13 protein-coding genes and 1 riboswitch are annotated in these 18,311 nt (G+C 43.9%); of the genes, 2 read left to right on the top strand and 11 right to left on the bottom strand.

Annotation, left to right across the window (positions count from 1 at the left end):
* The 11 genes from cbiB to ACT8YW_RS11805 all read right to left on the bottom strand — a co-directional run.
* On the bottom strand, positions 1-915 hold a 915-nt coding region (gene cbiB / locus ACT8YW_RS11855; RefSeq protein ID WP_444105106.1), incomplete at its 3' end, for an adenosylcobinamide-phosphate synthase CbiB.
* 14 nt (positions 916-929) lie between these two features.
* Positions 930-1,952 (bottom strand): threonine-phosphate decarboxylase, encoded by a 1,023-nt coding sequence (locus ACT8YW_RS11850; RefSeq protein WP_444105104.1) that lies wholly within the window; start codon positions 1,950-1,952, stop codon positions 930-932.
* Entirely contained in the window at positions 1,945-3,435 is a 1,491-nt protein-coding gene (locus tag ACT8YW_RS11845; protein ID WP_444105102.1) for a cobyric acid synthase, read from the bottom strand. Before ACT8YW_RS11845 ends, ACT8YW_RS11850 begins: the two co-directional genes overlap by 8 nt.
* A 4-nt stretch (positions 3,436-3,439) precedes the next feature.
* Positions 3,440-4,030 (bottom strand): cob(I)yrinic acid a,c-diamide adenosyltransferase, encoded by a 591-nt coding sequence (locus ACT8YW_RS11840; protein WP_181981040.1) that lies wholly within the window; start codon positions 4,028-4,030, stop codon positions 3,440-3,442.
* Complete coding sequence (locus ACT8YW_RS11835) at positions 4,030-5,352, bottom strand: cobyrinate a,c-diamide synthase (RefSeq protein WP_444105100.1); 1,323 nt, start codon at positions 5,350-5,352, stop codon at positions 4,030-4,032. Before ACT8YW_RS11835 ends, ACT8YW_RS11840 begins: the two co-directional genes overlap by 1 nt.
* Positions 5,349-6,533, bottom strand: a complete 1,185-nt coding sequence (locus ACT8YW_RS11830) for a bifunctional cobalt-precorrin-7 (C(5))-methyltransferase/cobalt-precorrin-6B (C(15))-methyltransferase (RefSeq protein WP_008998855.1) — start codon at positions 6,531-6,533, stop codon at positions 5,349-5,351. Before ACT8YW_RS11830 ends, ACT8YW_RS11835 begins: the two co-directional genes overlap by 4 nt.
* A 27-nt stretch (positions 6,534-6,560) precedes the next feature.
* Positions 6,561-7,967 (bottom strand): precorrin-3B C(17)-methyltransferase, encoded by a 1,407-nt coding sequence (gene cobJ, locus ACT8YW_RS11825; protein ID WP_444105098.1) that lies wholly within the window; start codon positions 7,965-7,967, stop codon positions 6,561-6,563.
* Positions 7,968-8,185: 218 nt separating this feature from the next.
* Positions 8,186-9,217: a sirohydrochlorin cobaltochelatase gene (locus ACT8YW_RS11820; RefSeq protein WP_008024868.1), complete on the bottom strand. Its 1,032-nt coding sequence runs from the start codon at positions 9,215-9,217 to the stop codon at positions 8,186-8,188.
* Between the two features lie 27 nt (positions 9,218-9,244).
* On the bottom strand, positions 9,245-11,335 hold the full coding sequence (locus ACT8YW_RS11815; RefSeq protein ID WP_444105095.1) for a TonB-dependent receptor plug domain-containing protein: 2,091 nt from the start codon (positions 11,333-11,335) through the stop codon (positions 9,245-9,247).
* Positions 11,332-12,027: a precorrin-2 C(20)-methyltransferase gene (locus ACT8YW_RS11810; protein WP_444105093.1), complete on the bottom strand. Its 696-nt coding sequence runs from the start codon at positions 12,025-12,027 to the stop codon at positions 11,332-11,334. Before ACT8YW_RS11810 ends, ACT8YW_RS11815 begins: the two co-directional genes overlap by 4 nt.
* Before the next feature lie 25 nt (positions 12,028-12,052).
* A complete protein-coding gene (locus tag ACT8YW_RS11805) occupies positions 12,053-14,236 on the bottom strand; it encodes a TonB-dependent receptor (RefSeq protein WP_008024874.1) in 2,184 nt (727 codons plus the stop codon).
* A 57-nt stretch (positions 14,237-14,293) separates the two neighbouring features.
* A riboswitch (cobalamin riboswitch) is annotated at positions 14,294-14,488 on the bottom strand.
* 131 nt (positions 14,489-14,619) lie between these two features.
* On the opposite strand from ACT8YW_RS11805, the gene cobM reads away from it, so the two are divergent.
* Together cobM and cbiD are read left to right on the top strand one after the other, a co-directional pair.
* Complete coding sequence (gene cobM, locus ACT8YW_RS11800) at positions 14,620-16,449, top strand: precorrin-4 C(11)-methyltransferase (RefSeq protein ID WP_444105091.1); 1,830 nt, start codon at positions 14,620-14,622, stop codon at positions 16,447-16,449.
* Positions 16,446-18,257, top strand: a complete 1,812-nt coding sequence (gene cbiD / locus ACT8YW_RS11795) for a cobalt-precorrin-5B (C(1))-methyltransferase CbiD (RefSeq protein WP_444105089.1) — start codon at positions 16,446-16,448, stop codon at positions 18,255-18,257. The genes cobM and cbiD overlap by 4 nt, the downstream gene beginning before the upstream one ends.
* Positions 18,258-18,311 lie beyond the last annotated feature (54 nt).

Here is an 18,311-nt window from a genome sequence, read left to right as displayed (position 1 = left end):
GACAATCATCATCTCTTCTGCACGACGATTGACAGCAACTCCCATCCGCATATCGGATGTATTCAGCAAACGTTCATTCACTCCGATATAAGGCTTTGTAAAGAGTTGACCAAAATAGTGATGAGGACCGCCGAAACGACAATTCAGGATACCTGCAAGAGCGGCTTCCGGATAGCCGGAATTGGGACTTGCATGTTCTCTGCCATATCTCTTCACAAATGACAGAAGTTTCAGCCGACCACTTGCCAATACCATCAGAAAAGCAGTAAGACGGGCAGGAATATAATTAGCGACATCATCAACACGAGCTGCCACACGCCCAAAAAGAAGATAACGATCACTATGATAACCAATCATGGAATCAAGCGTATTCACCATTTTGTAGGCCATCATTCCCGGAACGCCCAACAACAAATACCAGAAAAGAGGAGCAATCACTCCGTCGCTCAAATTTTCCGCCAAAGTTTCAAGAGCAGCAGTCCTGACTTCCTGTGCAGAAAGTTCGGAGGTATCACGCCCTACAATACGGGCAACCTGAATACGTCCCTCTTCCAAAGAACGATCAACCGCCTCAAATACCATTCTGACCTCTTTAATCAATGTAGTTCCGGCCAGACAAAAGAAAATGCAGATTATATCAAAACCGATCACTGCAGGAGTTCCTAAAAAAGAAAGGACATATTCGATTCCTATGGTGACCGAATAAACGAACAGAATTAACAGAACGGACATGATTCCTCCTTTCCATAACTTATAGGATCCTTTATTCAGTCTCTTTTCCCCGAAAGCAATCATCTTTCCGAACCAGATGACAGGATGAGACAAAGACACCGGATCACCGAATAGACGATCCAGCAGCCAGGCCGGCAATAAAACACGCAGTACTACTCCTATAGCGATAAAGTAACTCATCATAAACAAAATATCTTTTAACTCATTATCTGCTCCATCCATTCACTGATTGCTTTCACCAGCTTATCATTTTCTTCGGGAGTCTGCGTAGCAATCCGAAAGAAACGCTCGTCCAATCCCTCAAAGTTGGATGCATCACGAATGAGTATTCCATGATTCACGGCCAGAAAGTCTTTAAGGGCTACCGCTTTCCCCATACGTAGTTTTATCAACATATAATGTGTATCAGTCGGCCATATTTCCAACATACCCGTGGCAAGCAAGAGGTTTGTCAGTCGCTCACGTTCCGCCAGAAGTTGTGGAATATCCGCTGAAATACCGTCTCCCTCTTCCAGAAGATATTTTGCGGCTTCAATAGCCAAGCTATTCACAGACCAAGGCATCCGGCGGCAACGAACATCATTGGTCAATCCCTCGGAGGCAGTAAAATAACCCACCCTCAGTCCCGGAATCGCGTATTGCTTGGTCATAGAATGGAGCAGGATCACATTTGGAAAGGAGGCGGCTTCTTTAACCCCAAGAAGTGACTTTAATGTGAAATACTCGTAAGACTGATCGAATACAAACAATTTATCAGGATGAGAATCGACCAATGCTTTCAGGTCTTCCTTATTTCGCACTTCACCTGTCGGATTATTCGGATTGCAGATCCACACCAGTTCCGCATCTTCCGGTAAAGCGTCCAATGAATAAAAAGGCTTCACTTTGTGCCGATGTACCCGGCATGCGTCCGCATACTCGCTAAAGGTTGGCCCCAACACGGCTGAAATACATCCTTGAAAGGCTTGTGCTATCAGGTAAATAGCTTCCGTCGCTCCATTAGTCACACAAACCTGACGGGGAGTGAGCGAATACCTCCGGGCTATTTCACTTTCCAAAGAATAAGGCATTGGCTCGGGATAACTGCAAATGGTAGAGAGCCGCTCATTCAGTCGTTGGAAAAGTCCCGAATGATCGATCCGGTTATATACATTCGAACTGAAATTGCTAACTATTTTCTTTCCGTATTTATAAAGATCGTCTCCGTGTCCCTCAATCATTTCTTTCTAATATTTTATAAAGTAATGGCATATTGATGTGTTTTCTCACATGTTCCGCCAACTTATCATATTGTTCTTCCTTGAATGTTGCATAGTCAAAGGTCTGCTGTTCCAGTTTGTCGGCATAAGGCTTGAGCAGGAAATCTATAAATGACTGGTTATCAAGTATGCCATGAATATATGTTCCCATACATTTCCGGCCATTCCGGTAGCCATCCTCTCTTCCATCCTCCAGTTTATTTAAAGGAGAAGGGGAGAATCCTTCGGCAGGTACACTTCTGCCCATGTGTATCTCATATCCCTTACAAACCGTATCCGACTCATCAAAAGTGAAATTCACCTGCCGGGTCACTTTATCTCCCTGCATGGTAGTGATAACAGGAAGTAACCCCAAGCCGGGGAGTAATTTAAAACTTCCCTCTACTCCGTCAGGATCGCGTATTTCCAGTCCCATCATCTGATAACCGCCACAGATGCCCATGATGGTCGCCCCTTCCCGATGAGCTTTCAGAATAGCTTGTACTACTCCGTTACAGCGCAATTCATAAAGATCATCCAGCGTATTCTTGCTTCCGGGCAACAATACAATATCTGCTTTCGCTATTTCATTCACATTATTGGTATAATATAAATGCACCCGTTCATCCCGTTCCAACACATTAAAATCGGTAAAGTTAGACAGATGACGCAGCAAGATCACAGCTATATTGATTTTTCCGGCCATAGCCTCCCGGTTTTTAGACTCAAGCATCACAGAGTCCTCTTCTTCTATATAAATCCCCTTATAGTAAGGCACTACTCCAAGCACAGGAACCTTGCAGAGGTCTTCGATCATCTTTATTCCGGACTCAAACAGGCGGATATCCCCTCTAAACTTATTGATAATAATACCCTTAATCAATGAACGTTCTTCCGGAGTCTGCAACAGAATAGAACCATACACACTGGCAAATACACCACCACGATCAATGTCCGCCACCAGAAAAACATCTGCCCCAGCGTGTTTTGCCATAGGCATATTGACCAGGTCGACGTCCTGCAGATTAATTTCCGAGATACTGCCGGCCCCCTCCATCACTATCGGATTATATCTGGTAGCGAGGCGATCATACGACTCATTGACTACTTTTCGTAATTCTTCCCTTCCCTCCTTGCGGAAATACTCATACGCATTCCGGTCACCGATTGGTTTCCCCAATAACACAACCTGCGAAGTATGTTCGGAGCTTGGCTTCAACAACAACGGATTCATATCCGTATGACAGGGAACACCGGCAGCTTCCGCCTGAACGGCTTGCGCCCTGCCGATCTCCAATCCCTCGGGAGTGGCATACGAATTCAAAGCCATATTCTGGGCCTTGAACGGTGCAGGATGATATCCGTCCTGCTTCAATATGCGGCAGAATGCCGCAGCCAGAATACTTTTCCCGACATCGCTACCTGTTCCGGCAAGCATAAAGGAATTTAGTTTTTTCTTCTCCATCTTTCTATTTACTTTGGTCAGGGGTTGAAGCTTTGCGCTTATAACCGAAAGCTTTCCATTTCTCTTCAGTCCAGTGCTGCCGATACATTTCATAACGTGCCATGACAAAGAACAAGTCAGATAACCGGTTGATGAATTCAAGCAGAGATTGCGGCACCGGGTCCTGCCGATGTAATGTGCAAAGCCTCCGTTCGGCACGCCTTGCTATAACACGCGCATAATGCAATTGTGCAGAAATTTGTGTACCACCCGGTAGTATAAAATAGCCATTATCTTCCATAGCGGCATTCATTGTATCCATTCTTTTTTCCAGAAGACCGGTCAGATCCGTACGCAAGGTATTCGGGTTTTCGCCCCTTTTAACGGATGGAGTAGCCACATGACTCATACATGACATCAGTTCCATCTGTATTTCATACAGCCATTCGTGCCATTCATCCTGTTCAGGAAGAAGTGAGCGGACTATTCCTATCACCGTATTCAGTTCGTCAATCGTACCATTAGCCTCAATCCTGATATCATCTTTTTCGACACGCTCACCACCAAAGATTCCGGTAGTTCCATTGTCTCCCGTACGGGTATATATTCTTCTCATCATTCCCAAAGTTTCATTAAGTTCATCTCACCCCAATAGAGGTGTGTATAGCCTGCAATCAAATTCTTATATCGATAAAGCGGAGTGGAAACAGGATTTCCTTTCGCATCTGCCACCTCTGCAATGGATAGAAGTTCTTTTTCAATGGAAGAGTAATGAAACTCATGTCCTTTCCATACCTGCTCTCCTATCCGGAGGGTTCGATAACCAAGCCTTAGTTTCATATTTTCCATAGTAGCCCTCTGATGCAGTAATCCGACCATGGCATATTGTTTTCCATCCATTCCCCGGATACTGTCACAAAGATACATCATCCCACCACATTCGGCAAGCAAACGGCCTCCACTTTCCACATACATTTTTAATTGTTGCTTGATGGCTATGTTACTTTCCAGCTCTTTCAGGAAAAATTCAGGGTAACCACCCGGCAAATAAACTAAATCACAATCGGGCAGATGTTCATCGCTCATGGGACTGAAAAAGGTAACTGTCCCTAATTCTTTCAGACGAGCCAAGTTCTCCCGGTACATGAAATTAAATGCAGCATCCTGTGCTACTGCTATCTTCCATTTTTTTTCAGAAAGAATGTCTTTGGAGATTTCTGTCGATGGAATCGAGATATGTGCATTATAATCAACCAATGGTACACTACATACTTCAAGAATCCGGTCAACCGCCACATGCTCTTCAATCGCCTGCGCCACCACAGAAGCGAATTTATCAAACTGATAGGAAGCATCCAACGTCAATCCCAAATGACGGGAGGGTACTTCCAGTTCTTTCAATCGGGGAAGAAAGCCGAAACATTCTACGCCTACATCTTCACAGGCTTTCTGTAAAAAAGAGTAATGGCGTTCGGAAGCTACCTGATTGAATACCACACCGGCAAGTCGCACCGACGGATTGAAATATTTAAAGCCATATAGAATCGGAGCTACTGTATAAGACGTTGATTTGGCATTGATTACAAGAACAACAGGGATATTCAATAAGGCGGCAATAGCCGCACTGCTTCCCTCCATTCCATCGAAACCGTCGAAAAGTCCCATCACTCCCTCGGTCACACATACATCCATTGCAGCCGCATATTTTGCATACGTCTCCTTTACATGTTTTTGAGAAGAGAGCCAGAGATCGAGATTGACGGAAGCATTACCTGCTGCCATCTCATGATACTTCGTATCAATATAATCAGGGCCACATTTATAAGGCTGCACATTCAGTCCTCTATCACGAAACAGTCTTAACAACCCTGTTGTAAAGGTTGTTTTTCCACCTCCCGAAGAAGCGGCTCCAATTAAGAAATGACTGGTCTGTTTCATCGTTTTATAGCTTTCAGTGTATCAATGGGATTATGCTCGTCTACTGTCAGTCGGATCACTTGTTCAAGTTTCAATCCATTATCGTCTATTGCTTTCTCAAATTGATTCCTACTGTCTTCGGATACAGAATTAAACACCAGCGTCCCACCAACAGGCAATAAAGGAGCTATTTTCTTTATCATTTCTCCCAACTTGCCACCATGACCTCCAATAAAGACAGCATCAGGCATGGGAAATTTCTCTAACGGCATATCCAGAAAATCTCCAATCACCGTCGTTATTCCCGGACAACCAAACCGACGACTATTCGTTTCCATCAATTGCCGCCCCGCCTCTCTTTTTTCAAAAGCAACAATATCGAGATGAGGAAATTGCAACTTCGCCTCAATGGAAACAGAACCGGTACAAAAACCCACGTCCCACATCACCGATCTGTTTCTCAAATCGAGCAGACTCAATGACAGCAGACGAACAGGCATCTTGGTTATCATATTCGCCCGCCCGTCCAGCAATTCAAACTGCTCTTCCGGAATTCCGAACGGCCGTTCACGAACAGTTATACGCTTTAAAATCACACAATTCGGCATCCTGAAATGCCTTTCCATCGCTTCCTCCACACTATATTCTGCCACTGTTTCCTCTTCATTCCCCAACTGCTCACCCACAATCATCCGGTAGTTGGCATATCCGTACGCTTGCATCCGGGCAGCTATGGAAGCAGGTGTTTTTTCTCTGTCAGTAAGCGAACCAATCAATGTCTCTCCGGAAATAAGAGCCTCATCCAAGGCTTTCCACGGTCTGCCAGTCAGAGAAATCGTCCGCATATCATGATAAGGCAACAAAGCTTTGTGTGCTAAAAGCTGCAAGGAATTGAAAGACGGATAGACTTTAACAACAGCCTCGGGCAGTTTACGCATCACCGTATTGGCAAAACCAAAAAACAAAGGATCACCGGAAGCAAAAACTACTATTTCCTGATAATCGGCATAACACTCGAACACAGCGTCAAGAGGCACAGTTATATCTATCCAAACCGATGATTCCGGTAACATGGCAGCCATAATTTCATGGTGTCTCTTTCCACCCGAAAAGACATGAGAACGGGCAATCAAAACCTGAACCTCCTTACTGAAAGAGAGTTCGCGACTATCTGTTATTCCTATGATATGAAATTCCTGCATTCTGTCATATAAAATGTCTATACTCTTCTATACATCTCTGCCGGGGCGCAGTGTCCGGGCATCATCAAAACATAAAATCGCGTTCACCAATGTAGCGGCCAGATTACTTCCTCCCCGTCTGCCCTGAACGATAATCTTCGGTACTTCCGTGAATGTCTTTATCATGTATTTCGACTCTTTCACATGCACAAATCCTACGGGAGCTGCAATAACCCCGGACGGGTGTGCCTTTCCTTTTCGAATCAGATCGCACAGTTCTATTAATGCCGTAGGTGCATTGCCAAATACAAAAAGAGCATCCGGATGTTCTTCTACAGCCAGGCGAATAGCTTCCTGTGAACGGGTAGTCCCCCGTTTCTTCGACTGTTCCACTGCACGTTCGTCGGAAAGATGACATTTCACTTCCACCCCTAAACGCTGTAAAGCACCTTTCCGTATGCCGGCAGCCACCATCGTGACATCTGTGATAATCGTCTTAATCCGTCCGGAAGCAATCTGTTCATACAAGTTCTTTACAACCTCCTTATCCGTATATACCAGCTTCTCCATTTCAAAATCCGCTGTGGTATGTATGGCATGAAATAAAGCCCATTTACGGTCAAGGTCAATTTCTTTATTCTGCATCTCTTCCTCTATCTTCCGGAAAGAGTTCATCATAATCTCCTGTCCTTTTCCGACTTCACCCTTTTCCTGTTCGCGATAATATCCGCGAGGAGTTACCATCCGGTTCTGAAATTGATAGGTTTGTGAATTGCCAATCAGTACTACTGTAAACATATCCACTTCTTCCGGATCGAAATCCTGCAAGGTGGTCACTACCACCGTTTCTTCTTCCCGGCCTGCCTGACGGACATAACCTACGGGCGTTTCCGGTGAACGGGATTGCTGAAAAATTTCTTTCAGTCGATGAAGCTGCCAGTAACGTCCCTCACTCTTAGGGTTGTAAATGGCTGTTACAAAGTCGGCAGTAGCAGCGGCAGTGATTCTTTTTTCTATGATTTCCCAGGAAGTCATCAAGTCGGACAGAGAGATAATGCAAAAATCATGACCGATGGGAGCACCCAGCAATGACGCAGCTTTCTGGAAAGCACTGATACCGGGCAGCACGAGGATCTCGACCTCACTCCCCCGTTCCCGTTTCATTTCATAAATCAACGGAGCCATCCCATAGATTCCCGCATCACCGGAACTGATGACACAAACAGTTTTTCCCTGTTCAGCATATTCAAAAGCCAATTCTGCACGGGCTTTCTCCCGCTTCATTCCGGTATCTATGCATTCTGTCTGTTCCGACAGCCAGGAGGTAATAAACTGAAAATAATACTTATATCCAATCACTACATCTGACTCTTTCAAGGCATTAACGACAGCTGGAGTAATATCTTCCGGGCTACCGGGACCGATACCTGCTACTATGATCTTATTTTCTTTCATACATCTTCAGGATTATACCTGAAACAAAGGTAAAGATAAAAACTTAAACAAGATAAAATGTAATCAGATAGTTCTGAATAAAAAATCACAGAATATCCTGACTATATAAAAAGCCAACTAAAATGATCCCGTTTTATTTATAGCAAGTACGGCCATTTTGGTTAGCTTTATTTTGTTTATTAGCAGTATGATTATTTCACACTCAACTAATCAACCAATTATTCTTCTTCCGCATCCGGATCATACATTGCATCATTATCAGCGACCTTCTTCTCAATATGGCTAACCCATACGCTTACAATCTTGGAATAATCACCTAATCCTTTGATATCACAGTTAGCCAACGGGCAAGTATATCCGGCTTTTGCCAATTCATAGCGCCAACTTCCTTCTTCAGCCGTGGCACCAACACCACCCTTCATATCATTATTAGCATGATCGCCTGCAATAGACATCAACGGATGACAGATCACATTACCTGATTTCTTGTTAGCTGCCTGCATACGGGAAATCATATCGTCTATATAATTATCTTCCATATCTACAGTAGCCACAAAATAATTAGAATTAAGTTTCTGCAACTCTGCTTCCATCATCGTGTAGCGAGAGTTACCATTCCCGTAGTTATAATTTTCGGGATTTCCATGTCCCATGAAAGTCACAATATTATTCGACTCCACTTTACTTTTATAAGTTTCATGCAGAATCTTTGCTACATTGGTTACATCTTCCTCTGTTTCCAACAACGGACCACCCAAATATACTTTCACGTTGGCAAATTCCGGGTGCTCACCATCATTATGGAAATCTTTCACGACATTCTGTACCCGAAGGAATTCTTCGCCGGGAATAACATGAAGAGATTGCACGCAAACCGTCTTATATCCTGCCAGACCAATAGCTTCCAAATAGAAAGAAGGTGCATAATAATTCCAACCTTTTGCCGCGCAACGGGTCATACAAATCTCCGAAGTGAAAGAAAAATAAATATCCATGTTAGGGAACTTACTAGCAAACTGCGCTTTCATATTATTGAAAGTCGTTTGAGGCGCATCCCACGTACTACCAAAAGTCACTAGCAGCAAGGCTGTATCATGCTTTTTGTTGGCTTGTACTTCGGCAGTTACTGCTTCCATCTTCTTATCGTGGTTGGATTTTGCCACATCATCATCGTCGTCGGAGCAAGATACTGCCGAAAGGGACATTACAGCTACTAAAGCTGTCATCATCATAAATCTAAACTGTTTCATGTCTTTAAAATTTTAAAGGGTTAAACATCATGTATTTTTTGTTTTTTTTTGTCCGAATTGTATCATCAATGAACCATAGAAAGTTCGTCCCACTGTAGTTGTACCATAATTCAGGCTGTGATACGTTGTCTCATAATAATTGAAGATATTATCGATTCCCACATTCACCTCGGCATTCCATCGTTTGCCCAATTTGAATTGGTGACGGGTATTCAGCCTCCAAAGATTATAAGCCTTGCCATTTCCATCATCCTGATAATAACGTTTACTCTGAATACGTCCATAAACTCCAATGCCAAGACGATAGTTACTCCGTCTCCACGCATGCGTCCAGATGGCACTCACAGTAGCACGATGATGAGCCATACCATCAATAATGACATGTTTCATCACTTGATCTTCTTCATCATATTGGTTCGCTTCAGTATCCAGATAGCTATAACCTCCTGTCAGAGTCAGTGATTGGACCGGTGTCCATTTGGCATTCACATCCACCCCATAAGTACGGGCATCATCCATGTTCTGATACTGGCGTACACGGGCAGGATCATAGGTAACAACCAAATCACCCGGAGCCTGCGAAAGAGGAATAGTGACTAGAGTTATCATATTATCTACCCAGTTACAATATCCCGTGACATTGATACTGAAACGAGTTCCATTATATTCCAGTCCACCGGAAACATAACGGCTGGTCTGTGGATCCAACTCCGTATTTCCCAGATTCAATGAGATTATTGACATCTGACGGATATAACGGTAATGCAATTCTTTCAGTGTCGGTGTCTTGAATCCTTCCGAATAGGTAGCACGCAGATTAAAAGCTCCTAACTTATAAAGTGCCGATACTTTCGGAGTGATGCGCACACCAAAGTTCTGATTCACTGTCAATCTCCCTCCCGCTGTGATATTCAACCGTTCAATAGGCGTCCATTCATCCTGCGCATAGAAAGAGGTCGTATAATCGGATACCTGATCTTTTTCATCCAGTCGACGGGGAGCATCCAGCCAATTGATTTCCGTATCAGTACCCACACTCAAACGATTGAAGTATGGCAGATTGAATATACCTTTCAACTGCAATAACAAGCGGCTTTGATCGCTTTGCAATCCTTTATCACCGGGGAAATATGGAAAACTGATCTCCTTGCCACTATCATCATACTCCTTATCCCAAGTCTCGCGAGTATACATATAATAATAAGCATGACTATCATAGTTGACGTCCAGCATAATGCTATTGCTATTTTTCAGCTTCAACTTACCTCCTGTCGCAACAGAAGAGTTACGATAAAGGAAATCATAAGTCTTATAGTCAGGCACTCCGCAAGGACGATATATCCGTTTGCGATAAAAGCTACCGTCAGCATAAAGGCTCAAATCCTTTGTAGCCTGATAATCGAAACGCTGTGCCACTTGCCAGTCCGTGTAGCGATTTACAGTCTTATTGATAGAATTGGTTATAGGATATTCATAACGGTTCGGATCTTCATAAGTTGTATTCTGCCATCCGTCTGAATGCTTCAGTTGGAAATTAGTGGAAGAAGTAAATTTACCAACCTTGAACTGTACGGTATTCGACTGCCGGAATTCTCCATACGATCCGCCGCGACTTGTATTTTCTATCAAAATATTTTCGCGGTGTTTCTTTAATATAATATTCACCACTCCTGCAATAGCATCACTTCCGTAAAGTGCCGAAGCAGCTCCTTTCACGATTTCAATACGTTCAATACGAGCCGGATCGATCAAGCCCAGATTATTCTGTCCGCCTACATCACCATGCATCTTCTTGCCATCAACAAGGATTAATATATAACCATTGCCGAGTCCTCCCAATTGCATATTGGCTCCCATATCACCAGCACTAAAATCAAAAGAAGCACACAGTCCGCTCAAAATATCTTCCAAGGTAGCCCCTGCATAACTATCCAGCATTTTGCGGCTAATCACTTCCGTCTGCACAGGTGCATCTTTCAGATAGTGTTCCGTTCCCGTACCTGTCACCACTATTTCAGGAATCGAATCCTGCATGGCGACATTGCTCTGTGCACTTACCTCTGCGGATAAAGACAACAAAACAAGTCCTGTTAACCATATTTGTCTCATTCGTTTCATCTACCTTTTATTATCATTAAAGAGAAATAAGGAAATTCCCTTGCCAATATATCTTTCTTATCACACGTATAAAATTCCCCGTCCGCTCCCACATTCTCGAAATAATGACAGACAAGTCCTTCCTCCAAACTTATAAAATGCTTCACTTCCTCCTCACACTGCGATAGTTTCATCACTACCGCCACTTCACTACCGGAAGCAATCCGGCAGAACAGTTCCCTGTCCACTTTTCCCGGACACACCGTCAACCGTTCTTCTTGTTCCACAATGGAAAGACCGATGGAAGCCGCCGCTGCAATAAACGCCGGAACACCGGCAATCTGCTTGATAGGTATCCCCGCTTTTTTGAGCCTTCCGACCAAATAACTGGTAGAAGAATAAAAACCTGCATCTCCTTCAGCCACTATCGCCACACATAAACCTTCCGAATACAGGCTGACTATTTCTTCAAAAACCTTATCGTAAGCCTCATAAGCCATCTCACGCTTCTTACTCATCGGCAATGTATAGCGTCTGATAGATTCTTTCTTTATCTTCAATTCTTTCAGAAGAACAGAAGACCGGGAACGCGCATTTGTTTTCGGGCAAAAAATAGCATTTGCCCGACATAGTGTAGCACCTCCTATCAAAGAGATAAGCCCCGCTTCACCCGGACCTAAAGAAACGATATATACCGGTTTCAAATCTTCCATCTCTCTTATCGATTATTTCTTATCCTTATTTTCTAAAACGAATCGTCAGGCTTGCATAGAAAGCTCTTCCCGGTGTAATGGTCGAATAAGGTTTCTTCGTATTCCAGGGACGGTCGTCTACCCAGTCGAACAGGTTCTCAACACCCAAACCGGCATTCAGAATGAAATATTTCAGATTGAATGTATGTCCTGTATTCAAATCCCAAAGCATAAAACCGGATGAATCATAGTCATACGTTTCGGAATATCTCTTTCCCTGTCCGCGACCAACCATATTGATGTTCAGTCCATACAATCCCCAGTTCTTAGACCATTGCGCATTTACGTTTCCTGCATACTTGACACTTTTGTCAATCGGTTTGTCCGTTATCAGATTTCTTGCATCCAACAGCGTATAGCCGGCTCCCAGATTGAATCCAAGTCCCAGGTAAGCATTTGCATTTACATTCACCCCTTTGATTCTCACTTTATCGATGTTGTCACGCTGGCGCACTTCATCATAATCACCGTACTGTGCAGCTTCTTCATCGCTCAAAGTACGGTAATTAATCATATCCGTCACATTATTTACAAAAGCCGTTGCTGATACAGAAAAACGGGAATGAGTATATTCCAGATTCAATGAGAAATTCTTGCTTTCTTCCGGTTTCAGTTCCAGATTTCCGATAGTATAGCGATTGGTAGTCTTTGCCAGATCCGTAGCGTAAATTTCAGAAAGAGTAGGCGTGCGGAAACCTGTTGCAAAAGACAATCGGCCACGGAAACCACCCTCCCTATACATAATAGAAGCTGTCGGAGTGAAATGATCTTCAAATGTTTCATTATAAATGTAACGCAATCCCACTACTGCTTGCAGAGATTCGGCAATCGTCCACTCATCCTGTGCATATAAAGCCATGGTGTAGAGCGTCTTATTAGAGATATTGTCCGATTCACTTTCCAGCTTTTCATCCAGATATTCCAATCCGGCAGACAGTTTGTTCTTGCTGTTCACCTTGATAATACTCTTCACATTTCCCCGGTAAAAATATTGTTTCTTACGAGTTTCCTTATCTCCAATCTTAAAGTCACCGCTTTCCTGAATATAGTCATAAGCCGACTTGTAATTGTCCGAATAGAAATCGGCATCGATATATGCTTTCTTATTCACAATATACTTCATACCGAAACCATACGTATAATTCTCATGATACATATTATATTTATATTCCGTTACCGGACGGTCATTCAGGAAATTATAGTACGAACCCTGTGCATACAGCGTTGTCTTATGATTCAGAGAATAAGAGAAACTCTGGTTGACCGTATTCGAATGATAACCGGTGAAAGCCTGTTTATCGGTAGGATCCAGTTTCACTTCCCCTTTTTTATTCACCGTTTCGGTCATCGGATGAAGTTTCCAGCCATCCGACTGTTGGCGTTGGTAAGAAGTATACGATGAAAGTTTGCCAACATTCAAATCCAGATTCACAGCTTCCGAAAAACGTCCGTGGTCACTCACCTTGGTAGTGCTCGATGCGTCAATCTTGTTTTTGCTGTCATCCGTGATGATATTAATAACTCCACCAATGGCGTCACTACCATACAGCGCAGATGCCGAACCGTTCAGTATTTCAATTCGTTTCACGTTTGCCATGTTGATGCGCATCAACGCATCATCGCCAATCAGTTTCCGTCCGTTCACCAATACAAGGATATAATCGCTATTCAAGCCATTAAGCACCATTTCCGTTCCCATACCGCTGGTAGAGAAAGAAAAGTTAGAAGTGAGTTTGGTAAGAGCCTCCTCAAGATTCGTAACATTGGCCTCCTTGATATCTTTGGCAGTCAATACATTTACCGGGATGGGACTATCCACCATCCGGCGATGTGTTCCGGTTCCGGTCACTACCACCTGGTTTAAATTGTTATGACTTTCCGTCATGCGTATCACGACGTCATTTACACTCTTTGAAGTGGAATACCGTTGCGGTTCATAATTGAGATGTGATACTTGCAGGGTTTGTTTGCCATCAGGCAATCCCTTGATTATAAACTCTCCTTTTGCATTCGTAGTTCCCCCCTGCAGACTATGGTCCACCCGAATATTCGCTCCGACAACAGGCTCTCCGGTTTCAGAATTCAACACACGCCCCTTGATTGTAACCTGAGCGGACACAACACAACATACACCGACCAACATGGTGGTCAAAATAAGTTTTTTCAACATTTTGTGATTATGCTTAAATTTCTATAGTTTATGTTCTTAGCCCCGAGAACAAGTTAACTATTGTTTCTTCCTTAGGCAGGTTTCCTGACTTCATCCTGAAAGTTCGCCTTCCCGTGCATCCGGCACAGTGGCAGTAGTAAAACTTTCAATAGATGGATGTTACAGTAGCGGGCACTGCTCCGGATTCACACCGGATTCCCTTTTATGTTCAATCGGACGATTGAAAACATCACCTAAAGTGCTGCAAAATTACTACATTTAATTTGTATCTCATAACATATCTAAAAATATTTTTAGTAACACGAAATTTACACTACCTCTCAAGAAAAGAAACTGATTATTATTGTACTTTTGCAACATTACCTCAATTAATTATTTTCAGGATGGAAAAGAGCGTTCAGACAGCAATCATTTTAATTTCCGAGTCAAGTCTGCCCATAGCCAGGAATATAAGCAGAGAGTTAGCAGAATCCGCCATATACCTCAAAGGAGAAGCAGAGGGATGCGAAACAATCACCTCATACAGCGGGTTTATGAAAGAACATTTTTCCGATTTTAAAGCAATCGTTTTTATCGGTGCACTCGGCATCTGTGTGAGAAGTATTGCTTCCTGCATCCGGAACAAATATGCCGATCCGGCAGTGATTAACGTTGACAGTACCGGACGTTTCGTTATCTCCGTACTGTCCGGACATATCGGAGGCGGCAATGAACTGACACGAATCGTTGCGGGAATCACCGGAGGGGAAGCCATCGTCACCACCCAAAGTGATAATCAACAGTTGTGGGCGCTGGATACGTTTACCTCCCGTTACGGATGGAGAACTTCGGCAACACCGGCTTCCATGAATCAGGCTATTTTTCAGTTTGTGAATAAACACAAGACAGCCCTGCTGCTTAGTGTCAAGGATAAAGGAACGGCCGAACTTGAACAGAGCTGTCCGGAACATACAGATATCTATTATAGATTGGAAGAAATACCGCTGGCCGAATACCAATTACTCATCACTGTTGGTCCGTGGGAATATGACGCTCCTATCCCGACACTGCAGTTCTATCCGCCCGTGCTTCATATCGGGGTAGGCTGCAAAAAAGAATGTTCTCCACAGGGAGTCTGCACTTATATGAAAGATGAGTTGTTGCGACACCATCTTTCTCCGCTCGCTGTGAAAAGCATTTCAACGATTGAACTGAAAAAGGACGAACCGCTGATTGCAGAATTACATACGCAGTTCTCAAACAGCATACTACATATTTATAAAGCCGAAGAACTGGCAGATATCAGCGTTCCGAATCCCTCCGAAAAAGTGAAAGAAGTGACAGGCGTTGATGGGGTGGCCGAAAGTTCTGCTATCCGTGCCTCCGATTACGGCAGATTGCTGATGGAAAAGCAAAAAGGAATACTATCCGGAGGAAATAATTTCACTTTTGCCGTAGCACTTTCTGCTGATAGTGACCGCAACAACGGGCATATCGAGATTGTGGGAGCCGGTCCTGGCGACCCGGAACTGATTTCTGTAAGAGGCAAGAGAATGTTGGAAAAGGCAGACCTCATTCTTTATGCCGGTAGTCTGGTACCACGCGAACTGACGTATTACGCCAAATCGGGAGCTACCGTCAGAAGTTCGGCGGACATGACATTGGAGGAGCAATTCACCCTCATGAAGTCTTTCTATGACAAAGGATTGTTTGTAGTACGTCTCCACACAGGTGACCCGTGTATTTACGGAGCTATTGCCGAACAGATGGCATTCTTCGACCAATACGGAATGAGGTATCACATCACTCCCGGCATTTCTTCTTTTCAGGCCGCAGCCGCCGCCCTCAAATCACAGTTCACGATTCCTGAAGAAGTGCAAAGCATTATCCTCACTCGTGGAGAGGGTCGGACACCGATGCCCGAAAAAGAAAAACTTCATTTGCTGGCACGCTCGCAAAGCACGATGTGTATCTATCTAAGTGCTGCTATTGTGGAGCAGGTACAGGAAGAGCTCTTGCAAGCCTACTCTCCCGAAACACCCGTAGCCGCCTGCTACAAACTCACCTGGAAAGAAGAGAAGATATATCGCGGCAAGCTGAAAGATCTTGCTCAAATTGTCCGTGACAACCATCTGACTCTTACTACCCTGCTTGTAGTCGGTAATGCCATCGACCACCGGGAGGGATTATCCAGACTATATGCTGATGAATTCAAACATCTTTTCCGCCCATGATACTGATTTTCGGAGGAACGACGGAGGGACGCACTGCCGCTGAAACCCTCGATGAAGCAGGACAACCCTTTTATTATTCCACACGTGGCACCCTTCAGGAAGTCACGTGCAGAAATATGACGCGACTGACCGGCAACATGGATTCAGAAAAAATCATTTCTTTCTGCCGTGAACACGACATCCGATTAATAATAGATGCCGCCCATCCATTTGCGCAACAACTCCACCAGAATATCTTCCTCGCGGCAAAAGAATTAACGATCAAGGTAGTGCGCCTGGAGCGTATCTATCCGGAATTATCGGAGGAAATCATTTGGTGTGATGACTTCGAAGGCGCCGTCGCCCGTATGAAACAGGACGGTATAGAGAAACTACTGGCTCTTACCGGCACTCAAACTATTACCAAGCTACAAGGTTTCTGGAAAGAGCATGACTGTATCTTTCGGGTTCTGGAACGGTCGGAATCCGTAGATATTGCCATAAAGGCAGGATTCCCCAAAGAAAAACTGATTTTCTATCAACCCGAAGAAGATGAATCACTCCTTTTTAAGCAACTTTCCCCGCAAGCGATTATCACAAAAGAAAGCGGCAGTTCGGGAGGCTTCATCGAAAAAATAGAAGCTGCTCTGAAAAACGGAATCAAAATTTATGTGGTCCGCCGTCCTCCCCTGCCCGAGGGTTTTATTACAGTAAATGGGAAATACGGATTGAGACGGGCTGTTGAACTAAATGTACCGGGATTTTATGCCCTAAGAAGTGGATTCACTACCGGAACCTGCGCAACAGCCGCAGCCAAAGCCGCTTTACTTGCATTGACAGAAGAATGTTTTGAAGAAAAAACGGAAGTGACATTACCGGATGGAGAAAAGGTCGTCCTACCTATATATAAGATAGAAAAAACGGATGAGAATACCGCTACTGCCAGTGTCATCAAAGACGCCGGAGATGACCCGGACGTTACCCACGGACATCAGATTGTAGCCACTGTATCTTTTTCCGATTCTCCCGGCATACATTTCCTGCAAGGAAAAGGGGTGGGAAAAGTCACGCTTCCCGGATTGGGATTAGCCGTCGGTGAACCTGCCATTAATTCGACTCCCCGGAAAATGATTGTCAATGAGCTATCCTTACTCTATGGAGGAGGGCTGGACGTAACTATCAGCGTTCCCGAAGGGGAAGCACTGGCTCTGAAAACATTCAACCCGAAATTGGGAATTATTGGAGGGATCTCCATTATCGGAACTTCGGGTATTGTAAAACCTTTTTCTTCGGAAGCATTCGTCGATGCCATACGCAAGGAAGTGGAAGTGGCCTATGCAATTAATGCGGAACGATTGGTTATCAATTCCGGAGCCAAAAGTGAGAAATTTGTCCGGAGCCTCTATCCGAATCTCCCTCCACAGGCTTTTGTGCATTACGGAAACTTTATCGGAGAGACATTAAAAATAGCAGCAGAGACTGGTTTTCAAAAGGTAAGCATGGGGATCATGATAGGAAAAGCGGTAAAACTGGCGGAGGGACACTTGGATACTCACAGTAAGAAAGTGGTAATGAACAAAGACTTTTTAAAAGAAATAGCTATTCAGTGCAGCTGTTCAGATGAGACTTTAGCATTGATCGAACAAATGACGCTTGCCCGCGAACTATGGGGAATACCAAACAAGAAAGATAAAGAAATTTTGTTCAACAAGTTGGTACAACTATGTCATATACACTGTACACCACTTTTTCCCAAAGGAGAGCTCGCCATTTTATTAATCAATGAGACTGGGGAGATTTCATATCAATTTCACTCTACCCTATTCTAAATGTAAGCACTCATTGTATGGCTGTCCCTTTTTCTATACTCTGTAGTGGAGTAT

The organism is Bacteroides sp. (genome assembly GCF_052357945.1).
Classification (GTDB): Bacteria; Bacteroidota; Bacteroidia; order Bacteroidales; family Bacteroidaceae; genus Bacteroides.
Note: the sequence above shows the minus strand (reverse complement) of the source record. Positions and strands in the feature narration are given on the sequence as shown.

What these genes read in the sequence shown, in the direction of transcription:
- ACT8YW_RS11850 (WP_444105104.1), bottom strand. Translation starts at nt 1,952, where the DNA reads ATGATTGAGGGACACGGAGACGATCTTTATAAATACGGAAAGAAAATA.
- ACT8YW_RS11845 (WP_444105102.1), bottom strand. Translation starts at nt 3,435, where the DNA reads ATGGAGAAGAAAAAACTAAATTCCTTTATGCTTGCCGGAACAGGTAGC.
- ACT8YW_RS11840 (WP_181981040.1), bottom strand. Translation starts at nt 4,030, where the DNA reads ATGAGAAGAATATATACCCGTACGGGAGACAATGGAACTACCGGAATC.
- ACT8YW_RS11835 (WP_444105100.1), bottom strand. Translation starts at nt 5,352, where the DNA reads ATGAAACAGACCAGTCATTTCTTAATTGGAGCCGCTTCTTCGGGAGGT.
- ACT8YW_RS11830 (WP_008998855.1), bottom strand. Translation starts at nt 6,533, where the DNA reads ATGCAGGAATTTCATATCATAGGAATAACAGATAGTCGCGAACTCTCT.
- cobJ (WP_444105098.1), bottom strand. Translation starts at nt 7,967, where the DNA reads ATGAAAGAAAATAAGATCATAGTAGCAGGTATCGGTCCCGGTAGCCCG.
- ACT8YW_RS11820 (WP_008024868.1), bottom strand. Translation starts at nt 9,217, where the DNA reads ATGAAACAGTTTAGATTTATGATGATGACAGCTTTAGTAGCTGTAATG.
- ACT8YW_RS11815 (WP_444105095.1), bottom strand. Translation starts at nt 11,335, where the DNA reads ATGAAACGAATGAGACAAATATGGTTAACAGGACTTGTTTTGTTGTCT.
- ACT8YW_RS11810 (WP_444105093.1), bottom strand. Translation starts at nt 12,027, where the DNA reads ATGGAAGATTTGAAACCGGTATATATCGTTTCTTTAGGTCCGGGTGAA.
- ACT8YW_RS11805 (WP_008024874.1), bottom strand. Translation starts at nt 14,236, where the DNA reads ATGTTGAAAAAACTTATTTTGACCACCATGTTGGTCGGTGTATGTTGT.
- cobM (WP_444105091.1), top strand. Translation starts at nt 14,620, where the DNA reads ATGGAAAAGAGCGTTCAGACAGCAATCATTTTAATTTCCGAGTCAAGT.
- cbiD (WP_444105089.1), top strand. Translation starts at nt 16,446, where the DNA reads ATGATACTGATTTTCGGAGGAACGACGGAGGGACGCACTGCCGCTGAA.